Below are 19,124 nucleotides of genomic sequence, written 5' to 3'. Positions count from 1 at the left end.
CCCCCGGGAGATCAGGCCCGGGCCCGGCGGCGGCGGCGCAGGTAGCTGTAGTACAGCACCGGGATCACCACCAGGGTCAGCAGGGTGGAGACCAGGATCCCGAAGATTAGGGAGATGGCCAGCCCGCTGAAGATGGGGTCGTCCAGGATGAAGCCGGCACCGATCATGGCCGCCAGTCCGGTGAGCAGGATGGGCTTGGCCCGCACCGCCCCGGCCCGCACCACCGCATCCTCCAGGGCCACGCCACGCTCCGTCTCGTGATGGATGAAGTCCACCAGCAGGATGGAGTTGCGCACGATGATCCCCGCCAGGGCGATCATCCCGATCATGGAGGTGGCGGTGAACTCCGCCCCCAGCAGGGCATGGCCGGGCATCACGCCGATGATGGTCAGCGGGATGGGGGCCATGATGATCAGGGGCACCACATAGGAGCGGAACTGGGCCACCACCAGCAGGAAGATGAGCACCAGCCCCACGGAGTAGGCCAGGCCCATGTCGCGGAAGGTCTCGTAGGTGATCTGCCATTCCCCGTCCCATTTCACCGCGTACCCGGTGGTGTCCTCCGGCGGGGCGATGAAGCGCTGCTCCAGGGGCCGCCCCTGGATCACGGGCCGGTCGTCCAGACCGAACACCAGGTCGAACATGCCATAGAGGGGGCTGTCCACGCGGCCGGCCATGTCGCCGGTGACATAGACCACCGGCAGCAGGTCCTTGTGCTGGATGGCACGCTCCCGGGTGGTGTCCACCACCCGCACCAGCTCGGACAGGGGCACCAGGCCCCCGTCCCGGGCGCGCACCTCCATGCCCAGGGCGGCGTCGAGCCGGGCCTTGTCGGCATCGGCGAACTCCAGCCGGATGGGCACGGCGTACTTGTGGTGTCCCCCGAAGAGATAGCTCACGTCCTCCCCGCTCAGGACCGTGTCCACGGCGGCGGCCACCGCCGACTGGGAGACCCCCAGCAGGGCGGCCTTCTCCCGGTCCACCTCCAGGATGTAGCGCGGCCCGGCATGCTCCAGGGAGGTGTCCACGTCCACCACTCCGGGGGTGTCCCGGAACATGGCCTCCAGGGTGCGGGCCACCTCCATGCGCCCGGCGCGGTCGGGGCCGTAGACCTCGGCCACGATGGGGGCGCGCACCGGCGGCCCCGGGGGCACCTCCACCACCTTCACCACGGCGTCGTGGGCCTCGGCGATGCCCTGCAGCGGCCCGCGCACCTCCAGGGCGATGTCGTGGCTCTTGCGCTCCCGGTGCTTCTTGTCCACCAGGTTCACCTGGATATCCCCCAGGTGGCTGCCCTCCCGCAGGTAGTACTGGCGCACCAGGCCGTTGAAGTTGATGGGCGAGGCATCCCCGGCGTAGATCTGGTAGTCCCGCACCTCGGGCACCGTGGCCAGGTGTTCCCCCATGGCCTGCAGCACGCGGGTGGTGCGCTCCAGGCTCGTGCCCTCGGGCATCTCCACCACCACCTGGAACTCCGACTTGTTGTCGAAGGGCAGCATCTTGAGCACCACCGCCTGTACGTAGACCAGGGACAGCGCCAGCAGGATCAGCAGGATCATGCCGCCATAGAGCCCCAGGCGGCGCGCGCCGGCGCCCCGCCCCCGCAGGAAGGGGCCAAGACCCCGCTCCGCCATGGCCTGCATCCAGCGCCCGGCGCCCTCGTCGTTATGGGTCCCGGCGCCCCCCTGGGCCGGGGTGGAGGACTCGGCCTGGCGGCGCAGCAGCTTGTAGGTCATCCAGGGGGTGACCACGTAGGCCACCCCCAGGGAGATGAGCATCCCCATGCTGGCGTTGATGGGGATGGGGCTCATGTAGGGCCCCATGAGGCCGCTGACGAAGGCCATGGGCAGCAGCGCCGCGATGACGGTGAAGGTGGCCAGGATGGTGGGCCCGCCCACCTCGTCCACCGCCCGGGGGATGGCCTCGCGCAGGCCCTGCGCGCCCCTTTGCAGGTGGCGGTGGATGTTCTCCACCACGACGATGGCGTCGTCCACCAGGATGCCGATGGAGAAGATGAGGGCGAACAGGGAGACCCGGTTCAGGGTGAAGCCGTAGGCCCAGGAGGCGAACAGGGTGATGGCCAGGGTGATGACCACGGCGGTGCCCACGATGAGGGCCTCGCGCCAGCCCAGGGCCAGCCAGACCAGGATCACCACCGAGGCGGTGGCCAGGATCAGCTTCTGGATCAGCTTGCTGGCCTTGTCATTGGCCGTCTTGCCGTAGTTGCGGGTGAGGGTCACCTCCACCCCCTCGGGGATGTGGGTGGCGCGCAGGGTCTCCATGCGCTGCACGAGCCGGTCGGCGATGTCCACGGCGTTGGTCCCCGGCTGCTTGGCCACCGCCAGGGTCACCGCCGGTTCGGTATGGGCCGGGTTCGCACCGGGATGGGCCGCGCCAAAGCCCATGCGCACGTAGCGCTCAGGGCTGTCCGGCCCCTGCCGCACCTCGGCCACGTCGCCGAGGTAGACCGGGTTGCCGTCGTGCACCCCGACGACGAGACCGGCCACCTCATCGGGGGTGGTGAGGAAGGTGCCCGCCTGCACCGGGATCTCGGCGTTGCCCCGCACCAGGGCGCCGGCATCCCGGGACTGGTTGGCCGCCTGCAGGGCCCGCCTCAGGTCCTCCAGGGCCAGACCGTAGCCCGCCACCCGCTGCGGGTCCAGGAGGACCCGCACCACGTGGTCCGGCCCGCCGATGGTGTACACGTCCCGGGTGCCGGGGATGCGCTTGAGCTCCGTCTCCAGGGCGTGGGCCACCCGCTGCAGCTCGTGGCCGCCCCGCTGCGGGTCCCGGGTCCACAGGGTGAAGGTGACGATGGGGACGTCGTCGATCCCCTTGGGCTTGACGATGGGCTCCCCCACCCCCAGACCCGGCGGGAACCAGTCCCGGTTGGACTGGATCTGGTTGTACAGGCGCACCAGGGCATCGGTACGCGGCTCACCCACCTCATACTGGACGCTGAGCACAGACATGCCCGGCCGGGATACGGAATAGACATGCTCCAGCCCCTCGATCTCCGAGAGCACCTGCTGGGCGGGGACGCTCACCAGCTGCTCCACCTCCTCCACCGAGGCCCCCGGGAAGGGGATGAAGACGTTGGCGAAGGTGACATCGATCTGGGGCTCCTCCTCCCGGGGCGTCACCATCAGGGCGAACACCCCCATGAGCAGTCCCAAAAGGGCCAGCAGCGGCGTGATCTGGGAGGTGAGAAAGGCCCGGGCAATGCGCCCGGAGATGCCCAGCGGGGCCTCTGACCGCTGCTCGCTCATCGCGCCGCCTCCCGCTGCTCCTGGAGGGCGAGGCCGGCGGCCACCGGATCCAGGGCCACCCGTTCACCGGGCTCCAGCCCCGCCAGGATCTCCACCTGGCCGTCGTCCACGTGGCGTCCGGGACGCACCTGGCGCAGCCGGATCCCGCCCTCATCGTCCACCACGTACACCGCCGCCAGCTCACTGCGCCGCACCAGGGCCGGGGCGGGCACCACCAGGCAGCTGCGCTCCCCCATCTGGAAGGCCACCTTCACGAACATGCCCGGGAACAGCCCCGGCACCCCCTCCGGCAGGCGGGCGCGTACACGGAAGGTGGCGGAACGGGGATCGGCATAGGGGAAGAAGGTGAGTGCACGGGCCTCCACGCGGCGCCCGTCCTGCAACAGGATGCGGGCCTGGTCATGCGCGCGCACGGCCTGGATAAAGCGCTGCGGCACCTGCGCCACCACCCGCAGGGTCTCCAGGGAGAGCCCGGACATGAGGGGCTGGCCGGGGTTGACGGTCTCCCCCACCTCCACGTGACGCTGGGTCACAATGCCCGCGTAGGGGGCCCGCACCCGGGTGTACTCCAACTGCTCCTGGGCCTCCTCGCGGGCGGCCCGGGCCGATTCCAGCCGCGCCCGGGCCGACTCCAGGGCGGCGGTGGCCCGGTCCATCTCGGCGCGGGAGATGAGCTGGCGTTCGAAGATCCCCTCGATGCGGACATACTCGGCCCGGGCCTCCTCGAAACGGGCCCGGGCCTCCCGCAGGGCCGCCTCCGCCTGTTCCAGGCGGGCCCGCTGCTCCGTATCCCGCAGGCGCAGGAGCAGGTCCCCGGCCTGCACGAAGTCGTCCACGTCGTAGATCACCTCCACCACCCGGCCGCTGGTCTGGGCGGAGACCGTGGCCTGCTGGACCGCCTCCACCTGTCCGTCCAGGACCTGCTCCGCGGGCAGGGTTTGCACCTGGGCGGTGGCCGTTTCCAGTTCCTCCGCGGCCCACGCCCCGGTGGCAAACCCCAGGAGAACGGCCAACAGCCCCCAACCAATGCCTCGCTTGTACATGCACGCACTCCGGATCCCGGGCCCCGGCACGATGCGCAGCGGGGCCGATGAAATATTAGTTCCACCTAATATACTAGCTGTTGATCTTTTTCAAAACCACCTCTCCAACCTACCGGGGCCGCGGACCGGGGCTTCATGCTACATTGTGGTGCTCGATCCACCCCATGTCCTGGAATGGTCCGCATGCGTGTATCCCAATTCCCCCTGACGACCCTGAAAGAGACCCCGGCGGACGCCGAGATCGTCAGCCACCAGCTCATGCTCCGGGCCGGCTACATCCGCCGCCTGGCCTCCGGCCTGTACAACTGGATGCCCCTGGGGCTGCGGGTACTGCGCCGGGTGGAGGCCATCGTGCGCGAGGAGATGAACCGCGCCGGGGCCCTGGAACTGCTCATGCCGGCGGTGCAGCCGGCGGAGCTGTGGCAGGAGTCGGGGCGCTGGGACCAGTACGGGCCCGAGCTGCTGCGCCTGAAGGACCGCCACGAGCGCGACTTCTGCTTCGGGCCCACCCACGAGGAGGTGATCACCGACCTGGTGCGCCGGGAGATCAATAGCTACCGCCAGTTGCCCCTGAACCTCTACCAGATCCAGACCAAGTTCCGCGACGAGATCCGGCCCCGCTTCGGCGTCATGCGGGCGCGGGAGTTCATCATGAAGGACGCCTACTCCTTCCACGCCGACGCCGAGAGCCTGCAGCACACCTACGAGGCCATGTACACGGCCTATAGCCGCATCTTCCAGCGCTGCGGCCTGGATTTTCGCGCCGTGCAGGCGGACACCGGCGCCATCGGCGGGCAGGCATCCCATGAGTTCCACGTGCTGGCGGATTCCGGCGAGGACGCCATCGCCTTCTCCGATGGCAGCGACTATGCCGCCAACGTGGAACTGGCCGAGGCCCGCCCCGCCACCCAGGAGCGCCCGGCCCCCACCGAGGCCATGCGCATGGTGGACACCCCCGGGGTGCGCACCATCGCCGACCTCACCCGGGACCACGGCCTGCCGGTGGAGAAGACGATCAAGACCCTGGTGGTGGCCGCGGCGGAGGAGATGCACACCCAGCTGGTGGCCCTGGTGGTGCGCGGTGACCACGAGCTCAACCCCCTCAAGGCGGAGAAGCTGCCCCAGGTGGCCGCGCCCCTGCGCATGGCCTCCGAGGCGGAGATCCGCGCCGCCATCGGTGCCGGCCCCGGCTCCCTGGGACCGGTGAACCTGCCCATCCCCTGCGTGGTGGACCGCAGCGTCGCCCTCATGAGCGATTTCACCGCCGGCGCCAACCAGGACGACCGTCACCTGTTCGGCGTCAACTGGGACCGGGACACCCCCCTGCCGCCGGTGGCGGACCTGCGCAACGTGGTGGAGGGGGATCCCAGCCCCGACGGCCAGGGCCGGCTGCGCATCCGCCGCGGCATCGAGGTGGGACACATCTTCCAGCTGGGGGACAAGTACAGCCGCGCCCTGGAGGCCACGGTGCTGGACGAGCAGGGCCGCAGCCAGGTGATCACCATGGGCTGCTACGGCATCGGCGTCTCCCGGGTGGTGGCCGCCGCCATCGAGCAGAACCACGACGACCGGGGCATCGTCTGGCCCGACGCCCTGGCCCCCTTCCAGGTGGCCCTGTGCCCCATCAACGCCCACAAGTCCCAGCGCCTGCGGGAGGCCGCCGATACCCTCTACGAACAACTGTGCGCGGCGGGGCTGGAGGTGCTCTACGACGACCGGGGCGCCCGCCCGGGGGTCATGTTCGCGGACATGGAACTCATCGGCATCCCCCACCGGGTGGTGCTGGGGGAAAAGGGGCTGGACGCCGGCCAGGCGGAATACAAGGGCCGCCGGGACGCAGAGGCCAGCCTGGTCCCCCTGACGGAACTGGTGGACTTCCTGCGCCAGCGCACGGGGGGCTGAGCCCCCCTGCCTCAGTCCGGATCCGCCTCCAGTCGCTGCATGAGGCTGCCGATGGCGCGTTCGAACACCGGGGTGTGCTCGGCGATGCGGGCGCGCCCCGCGCGAAAGGCCGCCGCCAGGGAGGTGGCATCCATCTCCCGCACCTTCAGCCCGCGGGCATCGACGAAGAGATAACGGCCGCTGATGAGGCTCTTCCAGGAGAGCTTCATGCGCACCGGTTGCGCCTCGTCCTCCGCCCGGTGCTCCAGCCAGGTCCCCTCCTCCAGCTCCCGGGCGGTCATGGCGTGCAGGTCCTCCACGCCCCCCTCTGCGGGATCGCTCTCCCCGGGCAGGGTGAACCGGCCCTCGGAGATGCGCCGGTTGATCTCCTCCACCTTGCGGGCCATGAAGCTGCGCCCATCGGCCGGCACGGGCCCGGACGCCACTTGGGGTGCGGACACGGTCCCGCCGCCCGCCTCGGCGGCCTTGTCCGCATCCCCTTCGGGGGGCTCCGACCGCCGCACCAGGCGGGCATGCTCCCGCGCCAGCAGGTCCAGCAGGGCCCGCCGCTCCGCCGCGGGCAGGTCCAGGCGCTGCATCCCCTCCTCGAGCCCCCGGAGCAGGGTGGGCAGGAGATGCCTGAGCTGTTCCCGGGCCTGGGGATCCGGCTTGGGCGCCAGGCTCCAGACCAGCAGCGAGGCCACGTTCAGGGCCTGCTGCCAGTCCTCACCGCCCTGCCCCTCCCGGCGCGCGATGTCCATCAGCAGGTCCCTCCAGGCCCCCTGGAGGAAGGCCTCCACCGGCGGCGGCAGGGGCCGGCCTTCCATCACCCGGGCCACCGCCTCCTCGGCCATCCCCCGGGTAAGCAGGGCCCGATCCCGGTCCTGCACGGCCCGGGTGGTGGAGGCCTCTTCGCGATCCGCCGCCGCCCGGGCCGCCTCCTGCAGCGCCTGAAGGGCCTCCAGGGCCTCGGCAAAGGCGGTGGCATCCCCATCGGAGGCGCTCACCAGCCCCTCCACCAGGTCCTGCAGACGCCCGTCGCCCCCCTCCTCCCACCAGGCCACATCGACCCGGGAGAGGGCGCTGAGGAAGCGGCGCACCGGATGCCGGCGCTGGCTGAAGAAGGACTTGTCCAGCACGGCCACCTTCAGCACCGGGATCTGCAAGCGGCCGATGAGGGCCCGCGCCGGGGCCGGCAGGGTGGGATCGTCGAGGATGAAGTCGAACAGCATGGCGACGATGTCGATGGCCGATTCATCCACGCCGCTCAGGGCCACGGCGCGGCCGCCGCCGGGATCCAGGGCCCCCATCACCGCTCCCTTGAGCTGCGCCCCGGGGATGGGCTCGTCCGCCGCCAGGTGGGAGAGGGCGGCGGCCAGGGCCGGGGCATCGGCCACGGCCCCGCCGGCAGGCGAGCCCTGGCCAAAGGTGCCGCCGGGGACGCCCCCCGCCGCGGCGCCCCCGCCAGGACGGGGCCGGGCCAGACGTTGCAACAGGGCCACCAGATCCCCTTCCCCACCGCCTTCCTCCTCCGGCCCCGGCCCGGTGGAGGACGCGGCAGCCCCCTCCCGGGACGGCCCGCTGGCCCGGGGCGCCGGCCCCTGGCGCAGGTCCGGCAGGATCCCCCGGCCCACGAGATAGGCGTTCACCTCCTCGTACAGGGGCCCCAGCCGCGAGGCCACGTGCTGATCGAAGAGCTTGAGGATCACCAGGCGGATGCGGATCTCCAGATCCAGGGCCCGCAGGGCCTCGCGGAAGGCCTGGCAGAAGGTCTCCGGATCCAGGGGATGCCCCGCCTCGTCCGGGGGCGGACGCTGCAGCACATGGGCCAGGCGGTGCCCGATGCCGTAAAGCGCCGTCTGGTGGGTACGCCGCACCTTGCCCGCCATGCCCTCCACCGCCAGGTTCTCCTCCAGCTCGTCGCTGCCCACCAGGGTGAGCCCCTGGGGCTGCGCCTGGGCGGGATCGGCGGGCCCCGCCTTTCCCGGGGGCAGGAGCAGGGCATCGAAGGTACGGGCCAGCTGCGTGGCGTATTCGCTCTCCACGGTGGAACGCTGCCTTCTGAGGGCCCGCATGGCCTCGAAATAGGCGGTCTGGGTGCGGTTGTCCTCGGCCTTGTCGGCGAGCCGGAAGAGGGCGTCATCCGCCTTGTCCAGCATCTCCTGCAGCAAGGGCTGCACGTGGCCCATGGCCAGGTTGCGACAGTAACCCACCACCTCCCGGGGGGAGGCCGCCCCCCCGGCGCGGGTGGCGGCCCGGAAGGCCACGACGTTGTCTTCAGCCTTGCTGTTCATGGAACCCCCGCAGCGGTGTGGGGAACGGACGGCGTGCCCGCGGGTTGACTTGGGCAGTATATCCTTCATAGTGGCGGCAGACGACCCGCGTGGAGATCCCTTTCCCCGAAGGATCAGAGATCATGAACGCCCCATCCGACCGGCGGCCCGAGATGGACGACCTGCTGGGGGATATCTCCGGCCTGGTGTCGCCCCCGGAGATCCTGGTGCGCCTGCGCCAGGCCCTGGAGGCCCGGGACAGTTCCGCCCACAACCTGGGAAACATCGTCTCCCAGGATCCGAACCTGAGCGCCCAGGTACTGCACCTGGCCAACTCCCCCCTGTACGGGCTCGCCCATCGGGTGGACACCATCTCCCGGGCCGTATCGGTGATCGGCAACCGCGCCCTCTACCACCTGGCCCTGGCGGTGAGCGCCTCACAGGTCTTCTCGCGTCTCCCGGGGGGCACCCTCAACCTGGCCGTGTTCTGGCGGCACAGCGTCTTCACCGCCCTGCTGGCCCGTGTCCTGGCCCAGCGCTGCCGGGTCCTGCACCCGGAACGCCTGTTCGTGGCGGGACTCCTGCACGACGTGGGCAGCCTCGTGCTCCACAGCCAGCGCAGCCACACCCTGCAACGGCCCCTGCAGGAGACCCGCGGGGACGAGGTGCAGCTGCTGGCGGAGGAGCAGGCCCTGCTGGGCTTCGATCACGCGCAGGTGGGAGGGGCACTGCTGGAACTCTGGTCCCTGCCGCCGGTGCTGCAGGAGGCGGTGGCCTGCCACCACCGGCCCATGCAGGCCCGCCGCGCAGGCCTGGAGGCGTCCATCGTGCACCTGGCGGAGGCCCTGAGCAACCGCAGCGACGAGGGCAGCTGCAGCGAGTTCGGCGGCTTTGCCGCCCCGGTGGACCCCGGCGTCTGGGAGGTCCTGGAGATGGAGGAGGAAGACACCGGAACCCTCTGGGGCGAGGTGGCGCCGCAGTTCCTGGAGACGCTGGCGGTGCTCCTGCCCCGGGCCCGGGCCTGAGTTGGGATCAGCGGGTCTCGAACCCCGCAGGCACGTTCCCTTCAAAGGGCTCGCAGTGCACCGCCGTCACCCGCGCCGCCGGCGGCCCTTGCCAGAGCCAGGACTTCAGGGCCTCCAGGGCCCCGGCCTCCCCTTGGGCCACCACCTCCACGTCGCCGTCGGGCAGGTTCATGGCATAGCCGCAAAGGCCCAGCTCCCGGGCCCGGCGCTGGGTGGAGGCGCGGAAATAGACCCCTTGCACCCGGCCGCGGACACGGCAGCGGATCGCGGAAAGGGAGGAATCCTGCGCCTGGGACATGGACGGCTCCTCTTCAGGATCAAGGGACTTACCCCGGCGGGGTGTACCGGGGGAATCAGTCGGCGGCCTCGATGCGGGCCTCGATGGCCGCCCGCTTGGCCTCCAGGGCCTTCTCCCGGGCCGGCCCGTATTCCCCGCTCTCCAGCCGCAGTTGCGCCTCTTCCAGCAGGGCCCGGGAGCGGCGGTAGGCCTCCGCCGCCCGTTCCCGGGCCCCGGCCTGCTCCGCGGCCTGCAGGGCCTGGCGGGCGTCGCTCATCTCCTGCACCGGCGCCGTGGTGGCACAGCCGGCCATCAGCGCCCACAGCAGCAGCGCCACCGCACCATAGGTCCTGCAGCACAGGGGCCCGGGGCGGATGGACCGGAAGGGACGCGGGTCGGGGATCGGGTTCACGTGTGTTTCAAGGTTCCCGGGAGGCGTGATCCGAAGCTAGCATTCGGGGTTAAAACGGTCAAGACGACATGGGCCTACGCCCCGAAGCTGCAGTAATGTATGACATGATGACCGCAACCATCCCCATCCCGGCATGATCCGCGAGGTGTCCGCCATGCCCCAGAGCGAAGTCGAGATCCTGGTCCTGTATTACAGCCGCGGCGGCGCCACCGCGCGCATGGCCCGGCACGTGGCCCGCGGGGTGGAATCGGTGGCGGGGTGCACGGCCCGCCTGCGCACCGTGCCGCCGGTCTCCGCCACCTGCGAGGCGGTGGCCCCGGAGATCCCCGAGGAGGGGCCGCCCTACGCCAGCATGGAGGACCTGCAGGCCTGCCACGGCCTGGCCCTGGGCTCCCCCACCCGCTTTGGCAACATGGCGGCCCCCCTGAAGCACCTGCTGGACCGCACCGGGGACCTCTGGTTCAGCGGCGCGATGACGGGCAAGCCTGCGGCGGTCTTCACCTCCACCGCCACCCAGCACGGCGGCCAGGAATCCACCCTGCTGAGCATGCTGCTGCCCCTGTTGCACCACGGCATGCTGATCCTGGGCCTGCCCTACAGCGAGCCCGCGCTGACACAGACCACCACCGGGGGCACCCCCTACGGGGCCAGCCACGTGGCCGGCCCCCGGGGGGAGAACCCGCTGAGTGAACACGAGCGGGAGCTGTGCCAGGCCCTGGGCCGGCGCCTCGCGCAGACGGCCCAGGGCCTGCAGGGGATGGAGGCGGGGCGGTGAGCCGGGCCGCAGCCACGCGCCTGTTCCGGGCGTTGACCCTGGGGGGGATCCTCGGCCTGCTGGCCCTGATCCTGCTCCAGACCCTGTGGTGGTCGCCGCCGGAACGCCTGCCCCGCTCCCTGGTGCTGGCGGTGCTGACCCTGCCCCTGCTGCCGCCCCTGCGGGGCCTGCTCCACGGTCGGCCGCGTACCCATATCGCCACGGGCCTGCTAACCCTGCCCTATTTCCTCATCGGGTCCTGGCTGGCGGTCACCCCGGAACTGCGGGGCTACGGCCTGCTCATGGCCGGCCTGTCCCTGCTGCTGTTCACCGGCTGCCTGGGCTATGCCCGGCTGGCCCTGCGATCCGACCCATCGGCGACGGATGCGGACGGCCCCACCGGGGGCATCAGTCCAGGAGACGGCGGACAAAGGGTACGGTGATGCGGCGCTTGCTGGCCAGGGAGGCCTCATCCAGGCGGTCCACCACCTGCATGAGGGAGGGCAGATCCCGCCGGTAGTGGCGCAGGAGGTATTCGCACACCTCCCGCGGCAGCTCGAAGCCCCGCCGCCGCGCCCGGGCGGCAAGGACCTCGGGCTTGTGCTCGTCATCCAGTTCCTGCAGATGGATCACCGGCCCCCAGAGCAGGCGCGAGCGCAGGTCCGGCAGGGACAAGGGCAGGGCCCGCGGGGCCGCCCGGGAGGCCAGCAGCAGCCGCACCCCCGCCTCCCGCAGGCGATTGAGGAGGTCGAACAGGGCCCGCTCCAGTTCCGCATCCCGGGGAAACAGGTCCATGTCGTCCAGGGCCATGAGATCCAGGGTCTGCCAGCCCTCCAGGGCCTCGGGACCGCTGCGGGCCACCAGCCCGGCCGGCAGGTAAGCGATGCGCCCGCCGTCCGCCGCCACGAGGTGACAGGCGGCCTCCAGCAGGTGCGTCTTGCCGCAGCCCGCCTCGCCATAGAGATAGATCTGCGTCTCGCCGTCCCCGCGGGCCAGGGCCTGCACCGCCTCCGGCCCCAGGGGCTGATCCCCGGGGTGGAAGCTGTCGAAGCTGGCCCCTTCGCGCAGGGCCACGTCCAGGGTCAGTTGCTGCATCGCACCAGGTCCCCGCGGGCGGGCCCGCCACGGCCCGCGCCGAATGCCGCCGGCCACATCACGAGACGTGCCGCCGGTGGTTGAGGGTCTTGCGGCTCCAGGTGACCACATAGGCCACGCCGCTACTCACGGTGGTCAGGGTCACCAGCGCCAGCATGCCGTCCAGGTAGGACTGCGGCAGGGCGAGCACACCGGCATCGATGATGACCGACAGCACCAGGGTGATCTGCAGGAAGGTGTTCAACTTGCTGATGCCCAGGGGCTGCATCTCCAGGGAACGGGTGACGGCGCGAAAGGCCGCGGCTCCGCCGATGATCACCAGATCCCGCGCCAGCACCAGGGCCACCAGCCACCAGGGGAGCAGGCCGGTGTAGGCCACCGTCGTGTAGGCCCCCACCACCAGCACCTTGTCCGCCAGGGGATCCAGATACCCCCCGAGGCGGGTATACCAGCCATAGCGGCGCACCAGCCAGCCGTCCAGGGCATCGCTGGCACCGGCCACCACCACCAGCAGCAGCACGAGGCCGTACTCCCGCTGCACCAGGGCCCAGATGATGGGCCCGGTGAGGAGGATGCGCAGCAGCGTGATGAGATTGGGGATCTGACGGGCCGTCACTGCAGCAACCTGAAGGCCGGCACGGACGCTGGACCGTCCGTGGTCTCTGCGGAGGGGATCACGGCCAGGAAGGGATCCCTGCGCACCGCCCGCTCCAGTTCGGCGCGATCCCCCCGCAGCCGCAACCGGAAGCGCACCTGCTCCGGGGCCAGATGGCCGGGGATCACCTCCCGCACCGGATCCAGGCGGGCCAGGCGATCACGGGCACGCAGGAAGGCGGCGTGATCCGCCACATCCATCACCGTCACCTCCAGGATACCCGGTCCGCCATCGCCCCCACGGGCGAGCTCCTGGCCCCGCAGGGTATCTGCGGCCCAGTGCGCCCCCTGCTCCAGGACCTCATCCCGCTGCCGGGCCTGGAAATCGCGCTCCCCCAGCGAGGCCCCCCGCAGGCTCAGGCGGAAACGCCCCTGCCAGCCCTCCCCCTGCGCATGGAGGTGTGCCACCAGCATGCCGTCGGCGGCATAACGATCCGCCGCCTCCCGCAGGGAGCCGGTGAAACCGCCCACCACATGGGCCGGGCTCACCCGCCGCCAGTCCTCCGGATCCATGAGCGGGAAGATCAGCGGCAACCCCCGGGCCCGGGCCACGGCGGCCAGCTGACGGCGCACATCCCCCGAATCGTCCTCGGCCACCAGCTGCCGGTTCACCCCATCCTGGACCACCATCCACACCATCAGGCTGGGGCGTTGCGTATCCCAGAGCGCCCAACCCGCCTCCCGGGCAAGGCCCTCCAGGGCCTCCCGGTCGAAGCGTACCCAGAGCCGCGGCCCTTCTTCGGAGCCCTCCTCGTAGCGATAGGCCTGAACATGCGCACCCGGGGAGGACTTCAGGGTCTCCCATGGGGGTGTCTCGGACAGGGAGCGGCGCCCGGTCAGCCGCACCAGCGCCCGTTCCAGGGCCCGGGTGAAGGCCTCCTCCCGGGCCTCGGGCGACTTGTCTTCCACCGCCACCCGCACCTCCTCCAGGACCGGGGCCGCCAGCGCACACGGCGCCAGCACCGCCACGACGACGGCAAGGATCAGGCCCGGAAGGAGGGCGCTGCGGCGGGCTGCGGCGAAGGTCATGGCCATGGGACTGGGACTGCGCACATCGGGCCCGTTAAAATAGCATATCGCCGGCACGGTCGCTTCGGTTTACAGCCATCCGACCCACGGCTAACATCACCGCCCCGTCGGGCTGCGGCCCCGCCGGCCCCAATCGCCCACGCCGAGGATAACCCCCATGGTCCGAAAAGCCCCTCCCCCCGTCCACGGGATCCGTTACGAAGATGCCGGGGTCAGCATCGACGCGGGCAACCTCCTGGTGGAACGGATCGGGCCCCATGCCCGGCGCACGCGGCGCCCCGGCGTGCTCACCGGCCTGGGCAGCTTCGGCGCCCTGTTCGAGCTCCCCGTGGCCGACTATCGCGAACCGGTGCTGGTCTCGGGCACCGACGGGGTCGGCACCAAGCTGAAGCTGGCCCATCGGCTGGGCCGCCACGACACCATCGGCATCGACCTGGTGGGCATGTGCGTGAACGACATCGTCGTCCAGGGGGCGGAGCCGCTGTTCTTCCTGGATTATTACGCCACCGGCGCCCTGGAGGTGGACACCGCCGAGGAGGTGGTCAAGGGCATTGCCGACGGCTGTACCCTGGCGGGCTGTGCCCTGGTGGGGGGGGAGACGGCGGAGATGCCCGGCATGTACGCCGCCGGGGAATACGACCTGGCCGGCTTCGCCGTGGGCATCGTGGAGAAATCCCGCATCCTGGACGGCAGCCGCGTCGCCCCCGGCGACGTCCTCCTGGGCCTGGCCTCGTCCGGCCCCCATTCCAACGGCTACTCCCTGATCCGGCGCCTGCTGGAACTCACCGAGGCGGACCTGGATCTGCCCTGTGGCGAGACCACCCTGGGGGACGCCCTGATGGCCCCCACGCGCATCTACGTCAAGCCCCTGCTGGAACTGCTGAAGAACCAGCCCGTGCATGCCCTGGCCCATATCACCGGCGGCGGCCTTCTGGAGAACCTGCCCCGGGTCCTGCCCGAGGCCACGCGGGCCTGCATCGACCCCGGCGCCTGGCCGCGGCCCCCGGTCTTCGGCTGGCTGCAGCAGGCGGGCGGCATCGAGGAACGGGAGATGCTGCGCACCTTCAACTGCGGCATCGGCATGGTGGTGATCCTCCCGGAGGAGGCGGCGGAGGCGGCACGGGCCCAACTGGAAGCCCAGGACGTGGCCTGCTTCCCCATCGGCCGCATCACCGGCGCCGAGGGGGAACCCCGGGTGGAATGGGGGTGCTGATGGCCGAGAACGCCCTGCCCGGCATCGTCGTTCTCATCTCCGGCTCGGGCACCAACCTGCAGGCCCTCATCGACGCCACCGCCCGCGGGGAGATCCCCGGGCGCATCCGCGGCGTGATCAGCAACCGCCCCGGCGTGGCCGGGCTGGAACGGGCCGCCCGGGCGGGCATCCCCACCGCGGTGGTCGACCACCGGGCGTTCTCCGGGCGCGAGGACTTCGACCGGGCCCTCATGGCCCGCATCGACGCCCACGATCCGGCCCTGGTGGTGCTGGCGGGCTTCATGCGGGTGCTCACCCCCGGCTTCGTCCAGCACTACACGGGCCGCCTGATCAACATCCACCCCTCCCTGCTCCCGGATTTTCGCGGACTGCATACCCATGAACGCGCCCTGGAAGCGGGTGTCGAAACCCACGGCTGCAGCATCCATTTCGTCAACGGCGAACTGGACGGCGGCCCCGTCATCGCCCAGGCCCGCGTGCCGGTGATGGCGGACGACAACCCCGAGTCCCTGGCCGCCCGCGTGCAGCACCAGGAGCACCGCCTCTATCCCCGGGTGGTGCGCTGGTTCTGCCAGGGGCGGCTGCGGCTGGCAGACGACGGACAGGTGCACTTCGATGAAAACCCCCTGCAGGTCCCCCTCCAGGTGGACGGCGATGACCCGCCGGCCTAGACCCCACCGCCGCGGCCCGTTGTGGCCCTCCTGGCTGCTGGCGTTGCTCCTGCTGCCGGGGCTGGCGGCGGCCATGCCCTACGTCCCCCCCTCCTACACCGCGGAATACCAGGCCAGCAAGATGGGCCTCTCCGTGCTGGCCCGCATCACCCTGAGCCGCGAGGGGGAATACCTGCGCTACCGGGCCCAACTGCGCCCCACTGGAGTCCTCTCCTGGGTGCTCAGCGACGAGATCATCGAACAGAGCATCTTTCGCATCACCCCCGCCGGGCTGCAGAGCCTGGAATACCTCTACCGGCACATGAGCGACGACCGCAAGCGCCTCACCGAGAGCCGCTTCGACTGGGAGCGGGGAGAGGTGCGGGGCACACGCAACGGCCGCAGCTTCTCCCTGGAGATCCCCCCCCATGCCGTGGACCGCTTCACCCTGCAGCTGTCCATGATCCAGGCCCTGGTGGAGGGAAAGGACCGCTTCAGCCGCACCATCGTGGACAAGGACCGCATCACCACCTATCACTTCCAGGTGGGTGCGGCGCAACGCATCGACACCCCCGTGGGCCGGGTGGAGGCCATCCCGGTGATCCGCCACATCGAGGACCGGGACACCACCGTCAGCACCTGGTTCGCGCCGCGGCTCAACTACCTGCCGGTACGGCTGGAGCAGATGCAGGGGGATGAGCGGCTGGTGCTGAACCTGCGCGCCCTGGAATGGCACGACACGGAGGAGTGACCCCGCCCGCGCACCGGGACAAGGCCAAGGAGGCTCCATGACCCAACGCTATGACCTGGCGGTGATCGGTTCCGGCCCCGGCGGCTACCGGGCGGCGGTGCGGGCCGCCCTGCGGGGCCTTTCGGTGGCCCTGGTGGAACGGGGGGACTGGGGGGGATGCTGCCTGAACCGGGGCTGCGTGCCCAAAAAGGACTGGCACCACACGGCCCGCCTGCTGACGGCACAGGACCGGTTCGCTGATCGCGGCCTGCGGGGGCGCCTGGAACCGGACCTGGAGGCGGCCTGGCGGCACCAGCACGCCGTGGTGCAGCGGGTGCGGGAGAGCTACCAAAACTACCTGCGGCAGCTGAAGGTGACGGCCATGGAGGGCCATGCCCGCTTCACCGGCCCCCATACCCTGGCGGTGACGGGGGGCGCGGCAGGCCCCTGTACCCTGGAGGCACACCACATCCTCATCGCCACCGGGGGGGAGCCCCATGTGCCCGCCCCCTTCCACCCGCTGCCGGGCCGGGTGCTCACCACCGACCTGCTGTTCGAGCAGCCGCCGCCCCCCGGACGCCGGGTGGCGGTGATCGGCAGCGGCGTGGTGGCCACGGAGATGGCCTTCATCCTGGCCGCCCTGGGGCGGGAGGTGGTGTGGCTCGCCCGCTCCCCCATGCTGCGCCGCCAGGGTTTCAGCCGCCCGGCCCGGAAGGCCCTGGAGGAGGCCCTGGGGGCCACCGGGGTCCGCCTGCACAGCGGCCGGCGCTTCGAATCCGTGGACACCGCAGGGGACGGCGTCACCCTCACCCTGGACGGGGACGAACGCATCACCGTGGACTGGGTCTGCCTGGGCACGGGGCGCCGCCCCCATACGGCGGGGCTGGATCTGGAACGGGCCGGGGTGGAGACCGATGCCGCGGGCTTCGTGCGCCGCGAGGGGCTGCGCACCGGCGCGGGGCACATCCTCGCCATCGGCGATGTGGCCAACCCCTGGATGACGGCCAACCACGCCCTGGCGGAGGCCGGCGCGGCGGTGGACCGGATCCTGGACGGGGGAACCCATGCCCCGGACCCGCTGCAGGTGCCGGTGGTGGTCTACAGCGCCCTGGAACTGGCCCGGCTGGGGCTGGACGAGGACGCGGCGGAGGATGCGGGCCTGGAGCCCGCCGTGGGCTTTGCCGCCTTCGCCACCTCCCCCTGCGCCCTGGGCCAGGACGAACCCCGGGGGTTCGTGCGCCTGGTGGGGGACCTGGACCGCGGCACCCTGCTGGGGGGGGAGATCGTCGGTGCCCAGGCGGGGGAACTGATCCACCTGCTCTCCCTGGCCCCGGATGCGGACACGGCCCTGGCCTGGATCGCCCGCGGGCGCTACAACCATCCGGCCCGGGCCGAGGAGGTGCTCAACGCCGCCGAGACCCTGGGGGCGAAATGGGGCCTGGGGCAGGCGGTCTGGGGCTCACTCCCCGGCGACGGTGAGGCCGTCGATGAGCAGTGACCCGGTGCGGATATTGCCCCGCCGGTCCACGTCCCGGCCCACGGCCCGCAGGTTCATGAACATGTCCCGGAGATTGCCGGCCACGGTGATCTCCTCCACGGGATGGCGGATCTCGCCCCCCTCCACCCAGAAGCCGGCGGCGCCGCGGGAGTAATCCCCGGTGACGGTGTTCACGCCGTGGCCGATGAGCTCCGTCACCAGGAGCCCCGTGCCCATCTCCCGCAGCAGCCCCTCCAGGTCCTGCTCGCCGGCGTCGATGGTGACGTTGTGCACCCCGCCGGCGTTGCCGGTGGTCTCCATGCCCAGACGGCGGGCGGAGTAGCTGTCCAGCAGATAGCCGGACAGATGCCCCTCGGTGACCAGGTCCCGGGGACGGGTGGCCACCCCCTCGTGGTCGAAGGGGGCGCTGCCCAGGGCCCGGGGCAGGTGCGGCTGCTCGTGGATGTGGACGAACTCCGGGAACACCGGACGGCCCAGGTGATCCAGCAGGAAAGAGGCCTTGCGGTAGAGGGCGCCGCCGCGGATGGCCCCCAGGAAGTGGCCGATCACCGAGCGGGCCACGTCCGGGGCGTAGACCACCGGGCAGCGCCGGGTGGACAGGCGCCGCCCCCCCAGACGCCGCAGGGCCCGGTCCGCCGCGCGCACGCCCACGGCGGCGGCGTCTTCCAGGTCCCCGGCGTGGCGGGCCACGGTGTACCAGTGGTCCCGCTGCATGCCCCCCGCCCCCTCCGAGGCCAGCACCGAGCAGCTCAGGCCATGGCGGGTGGTGACGTAGCCGCCGAGGAAGCCGTGGGTGTTGCCGTAGACCGAGGCGCCGCGGAAGCTGTCCAGGCTCGCCCCCTCGGAGTTGACGATGCGGGCATCCCGCTCCCGGGCGGCGGCCTCGCAGATGCGGGCCCGTTCGATGGCCTCGTCGGCGCTCACCCCCCAGGGGTGATCCAGGTCCAGATCCGGCCAGTCCCGGGCCATGAGATGGGCATCCGCCAGCCCGGCGCAGGGGTCCTCGGTGGTGAAGCGGGCGATGCGGGAGGCGGCCCGCGCCGCCTCCCGCAGGGATTCGGGACGCAGGTCGGAGGTGCTGGCGGCGCCCTTGCACTGGCCCATATAGACCGTCACCGCCACCCCCTGGTCGCGGTGGTACTCCAGGGTCTCCACCTCCCCCAGGCGCACGTTCACCGAGAGCCCGCTGTCCCGGCTGGCGGCGGCCTCCGCCGCCGTGGCGCCAGCGCGCCGGGCCTCTTCCAGCACCTGGGCCACCACCGCCTCCAGGGCCTTGGGATCCAGTTCCGGGGATTGTGCTTGCGACATGCTCACTCCTGCT

At 71.4% G+C, this 19,124-nt stretch carries 17 protein-coding genes; 8 read left to right on the top strand and 9 right to left on the bottom strand.

Annotation, left to right across the window (positions count from 1 at the left end; translation table 11 throughout):
* Window positions 1–11: 11 nt before the first annotated feature.
* Together BM214_RS09505 and BM214_RS09500 are read right to left on the bottom strand one after the other, a co-directional pair.
* Window positions 12–3,269 carry an efflux RND transporter permease subunit gene (locus BM214_RS09505; RefSeq protein ID WP_090486208.1) on the bottom strand — a complete coding sequence of 1,086 codons (3,258 nt, stop codon included), beginning with the start codon at window positions 3,267–3,269 and terminating at the stop codon, window positions 12–14.
* Entirely contained in the window at window positions 3,266–4,312 is a 1,047-nt protein-coding gene (locus BM214_RS09500; protein ID WP_090486204.1) for an efflux RND transporter periplasmic adaptor subunit, read from the bottom strand. Before BM214_RS09500 ends, BM214_RS09505 begins: the two co-directional genes overlap by 4 nt.
* Window positions 4,313–4,495: 183 nt before the next feature.
* Here BM214_RS09500 and BM214_RS09495 point away from each other — a divergent pair, with 183 nt between their 5' ends.
* Window positions 4,496–6,214 carry a proline--tRNA ligase gene (locus tag BM214_RS09495; RefSeq protein WP_090486201.1) on the top strand — a complete coding sequence of 573 codons (1,719 nt, stop codon included), beginning with the start codon at window positions 4,496–4,498 and terminating at the stop codon, window positions 6,212–6,214.
* 11 nt (window positions 6,215–6,225) lie between these two features.
* On the opposite strand, the gene BM214_RS09490 is transcribed toward BM214_RS09495, so the two are convergent.
* On the bottom strand, window positions 6,226–8,487 hold the full coding sequence (locus tag BM214_RS09490) for a DUF1631 domain-containing protein (RefSeq protein ID WP_090486198.1): 2,262 nt from the start codon (window positions 8,485–8,487) through the stop codon (window positions 6,226–6,228).
* Between the two features lie 122 nt (window positions 8,488–8,609).
* On the opposite strand from BM214_RS09490, the gene BM214_RS09485 reads away from it, so the two are divergent.
* Window positions 8,610–9,491: an HDOD domain-containing protein gene (locus tag BM214_RS09485; RefSeq protein ID WP_090486195.1), complete on the top strand. Its 882-nt coding sequence runs from the start codon at window positions 8,610–8,612 to the stop codon at window positions 9,489–9,491.
* Between the two features lie 7 nt (window positions 9,492–9,498).
* Here the strand turns inward: BM214_RS09485 and BM214_RS09480 are convergent, their stop codons facing one another.
* The gene (locus tag BM214_RS09480; protein ID WP_090486192.1) at window positions 9,499–9,789 is read right to left on the bottom strand and encodes an acylphosphatase; all 291 of its coding nucleotides are present in this window, start codon (window positions 9,787–9,789) and stop codon (window positions 9,499–9,501) included.
* Window positions 9,790–9,844: 55 nt separating this feature from the next.
* Window positions 9,845–10,180, bottom strand: coding sequence for a DUF4398 domain-containing protein (locus BM214_RS09475; protein WP_244887922.1), 336 nt, complete (start codon window positions 10,178–10,180; stop codon window positions 9,845–9,847).
* A 154-nt stretch (window positions 10,181–10,334) separates the two neighbouring features.
* Between BM214_RS09475 and wrbA the strand changes: the two genes are divergently transcribed.
* Window positions 10,335–10,955, top strand: coding sequence for an NAD(P)H:quinone oxidoreductase (wrbA, locus tag BM214_RS09470; protein WP_090486263.1), 621 nt, complete (start codon window positions 10,335–10,337; stop codon window positions 10,953–10,955).
* On the top strand, window positions 10,952–11,377 hold the full coding sequence (locus BM214_RS09465; RefSeq protein WP_342351310.1) for a DUF2069 domain-containing protein: 426 nt from the start codon (window positions 10,952–10,954) through the stop codon (window positions 11,375–11,377). The genes wrbA and BM214_RS09465 overlap by 4 nt, the downstream gene beginning before the upstream one ends.
* Here BM214_RS09465 and hda read toward each other — a convergent pair.
* The 3 genes from hda to BM214_RS09450 are packed head-to-tail and all read right to left on the bottom strand — an operon-like array spanning window position 11,343 to window position 13,718.
* Window positions 11,343–12,029, bottom strand: a complete 687-nt coding sequence (hda, locus tag BM214_RS09460; protein ID WP_090486189.1) for a DnaA regulatory inactivator Hda — start codon at window positions 12,027–12,029, stop codon at window positions 11,343–11,345. The genes BM214_RS09465 and hda overlap by 35 nt on opposite strands.
* Window positions 12,030–12,087: 58 nt before the next feature.
* On the bottom strand, window positions 12,088–12,645 hold the full coding sequence (locus BM214_RS09455; RefSeq protein WP_090486187.1) for a CDP-alcohol phosphatidyltransferase family protein: 558 nt from the start codon (window positions 12,643–12,645) through the stop codon (window positions 12,088–12,090).
* Window positions 12,642–13,718 carry a DUF2066 domain-containing protein gene (locus BM214_RS09450; protein WP_090486184.1) on the bottom strand — a complete coding sequence of 359 codons (1,077 nt, stop codon included), beginning with the start codon at window positions 13,716–13,718 and terminating at the stop codon, window positions 12,642–12,644. Before BM214_RS09450 ends, BM214_RS09455 begins: the two co-directional genes overlap by 4 nt.
* Before the next feature lie 151 nt (window positions 13,719–13,869).
* On the opposite strand from BM214_RS09450, the gene purM reads away from it, so the two are divergent.
* Genes purM through BM214_RS09430 form a run of 4 tightly spaced genes read left to right on the top strand, consistent with a single transcriptional unit; the run spans window position 13,870 to window position 17,803 of the window.
* Entirely contained in the window at window positions 13,870–14,925 is a 1,056-nt protein-coding gene (gene purM, locus BM214_RS09445) for a phosphoribosylformylglycinamidine cyclo-ligase (RefSeq protein WP_090486181.1), read from the top strand.
* Window positions 14,925–15,596, top strand: coding sequence for a phosphoribosylglycinamide formyltransferase (purN, locus tag BM214_RS09440; RefSeq protein WP_090486260.1), 672 nt, complete (start codon window positions 14,925–14,927; stop codon window positions 15,594–15,596). The genes purM and purN overlap by 1 nt, the downstream gene beginning before the upstream one ends.
* On the top strand, window positions 15,580–16,326 hold the full coding sequence (locus BM214_RS09435) for a DUF3108 domain-containing protein (protein ID WP_244887921.1): 747 nt from the start codon (window positions 15,580–15,582) through the stop codon (window positions 16,324–16,326). The genes purN and BM214_RS09435 overlap by 17 nt, the downstream gene beginning before the upstream one ends.
* 37 nt (window positions 16,327–16,363) lie before the next feature.
* Window positions 16,364–17,803 (top strand): dihydrolipoyl dehydrogenase family protein, encoded by a 1,440-nt coding sequence (locus BM214_RS09430; RefSeq protein ID WP_090486176.1) that lies wholly within the window; start codon window positions 16,364–16,366, stop codon window positions 17,801–17,803.
* Here BM214_RS09430 and pmbA read toward each other — a convergent pair.
* Window positions 17,765–19,111, bottom strand: a complete 1,347-nt coding sequence (gene pmbA, locus BM214_RS09425; RefSeq protein ID WP_177217643.1) for a metalloprotease PmbA — start codon at window positions 19,109–19,111, stop codon at window positions 17,765–17,767. The genes BM214_RS09430 and pmbA overlap by 39 nt on opposite strands.
* Window positions 19,112–19,124: the final 13 nt, after the last annotated feature.

The organism is Ectothiorhodospira mobilis (assembly GCF_900114895.1).
Classification (GTDB): Bacteria; Pseudomonadota; Gammaproteobacteria; order Ectothiorhodospirales; family Ectothiorhodospiraceae; genus Ectothiorhodospira; species Ectothiorhodospira mobilis_A.
This window is presented reverse-complemented; position numbering and strand designations above follow the sequence as displayed.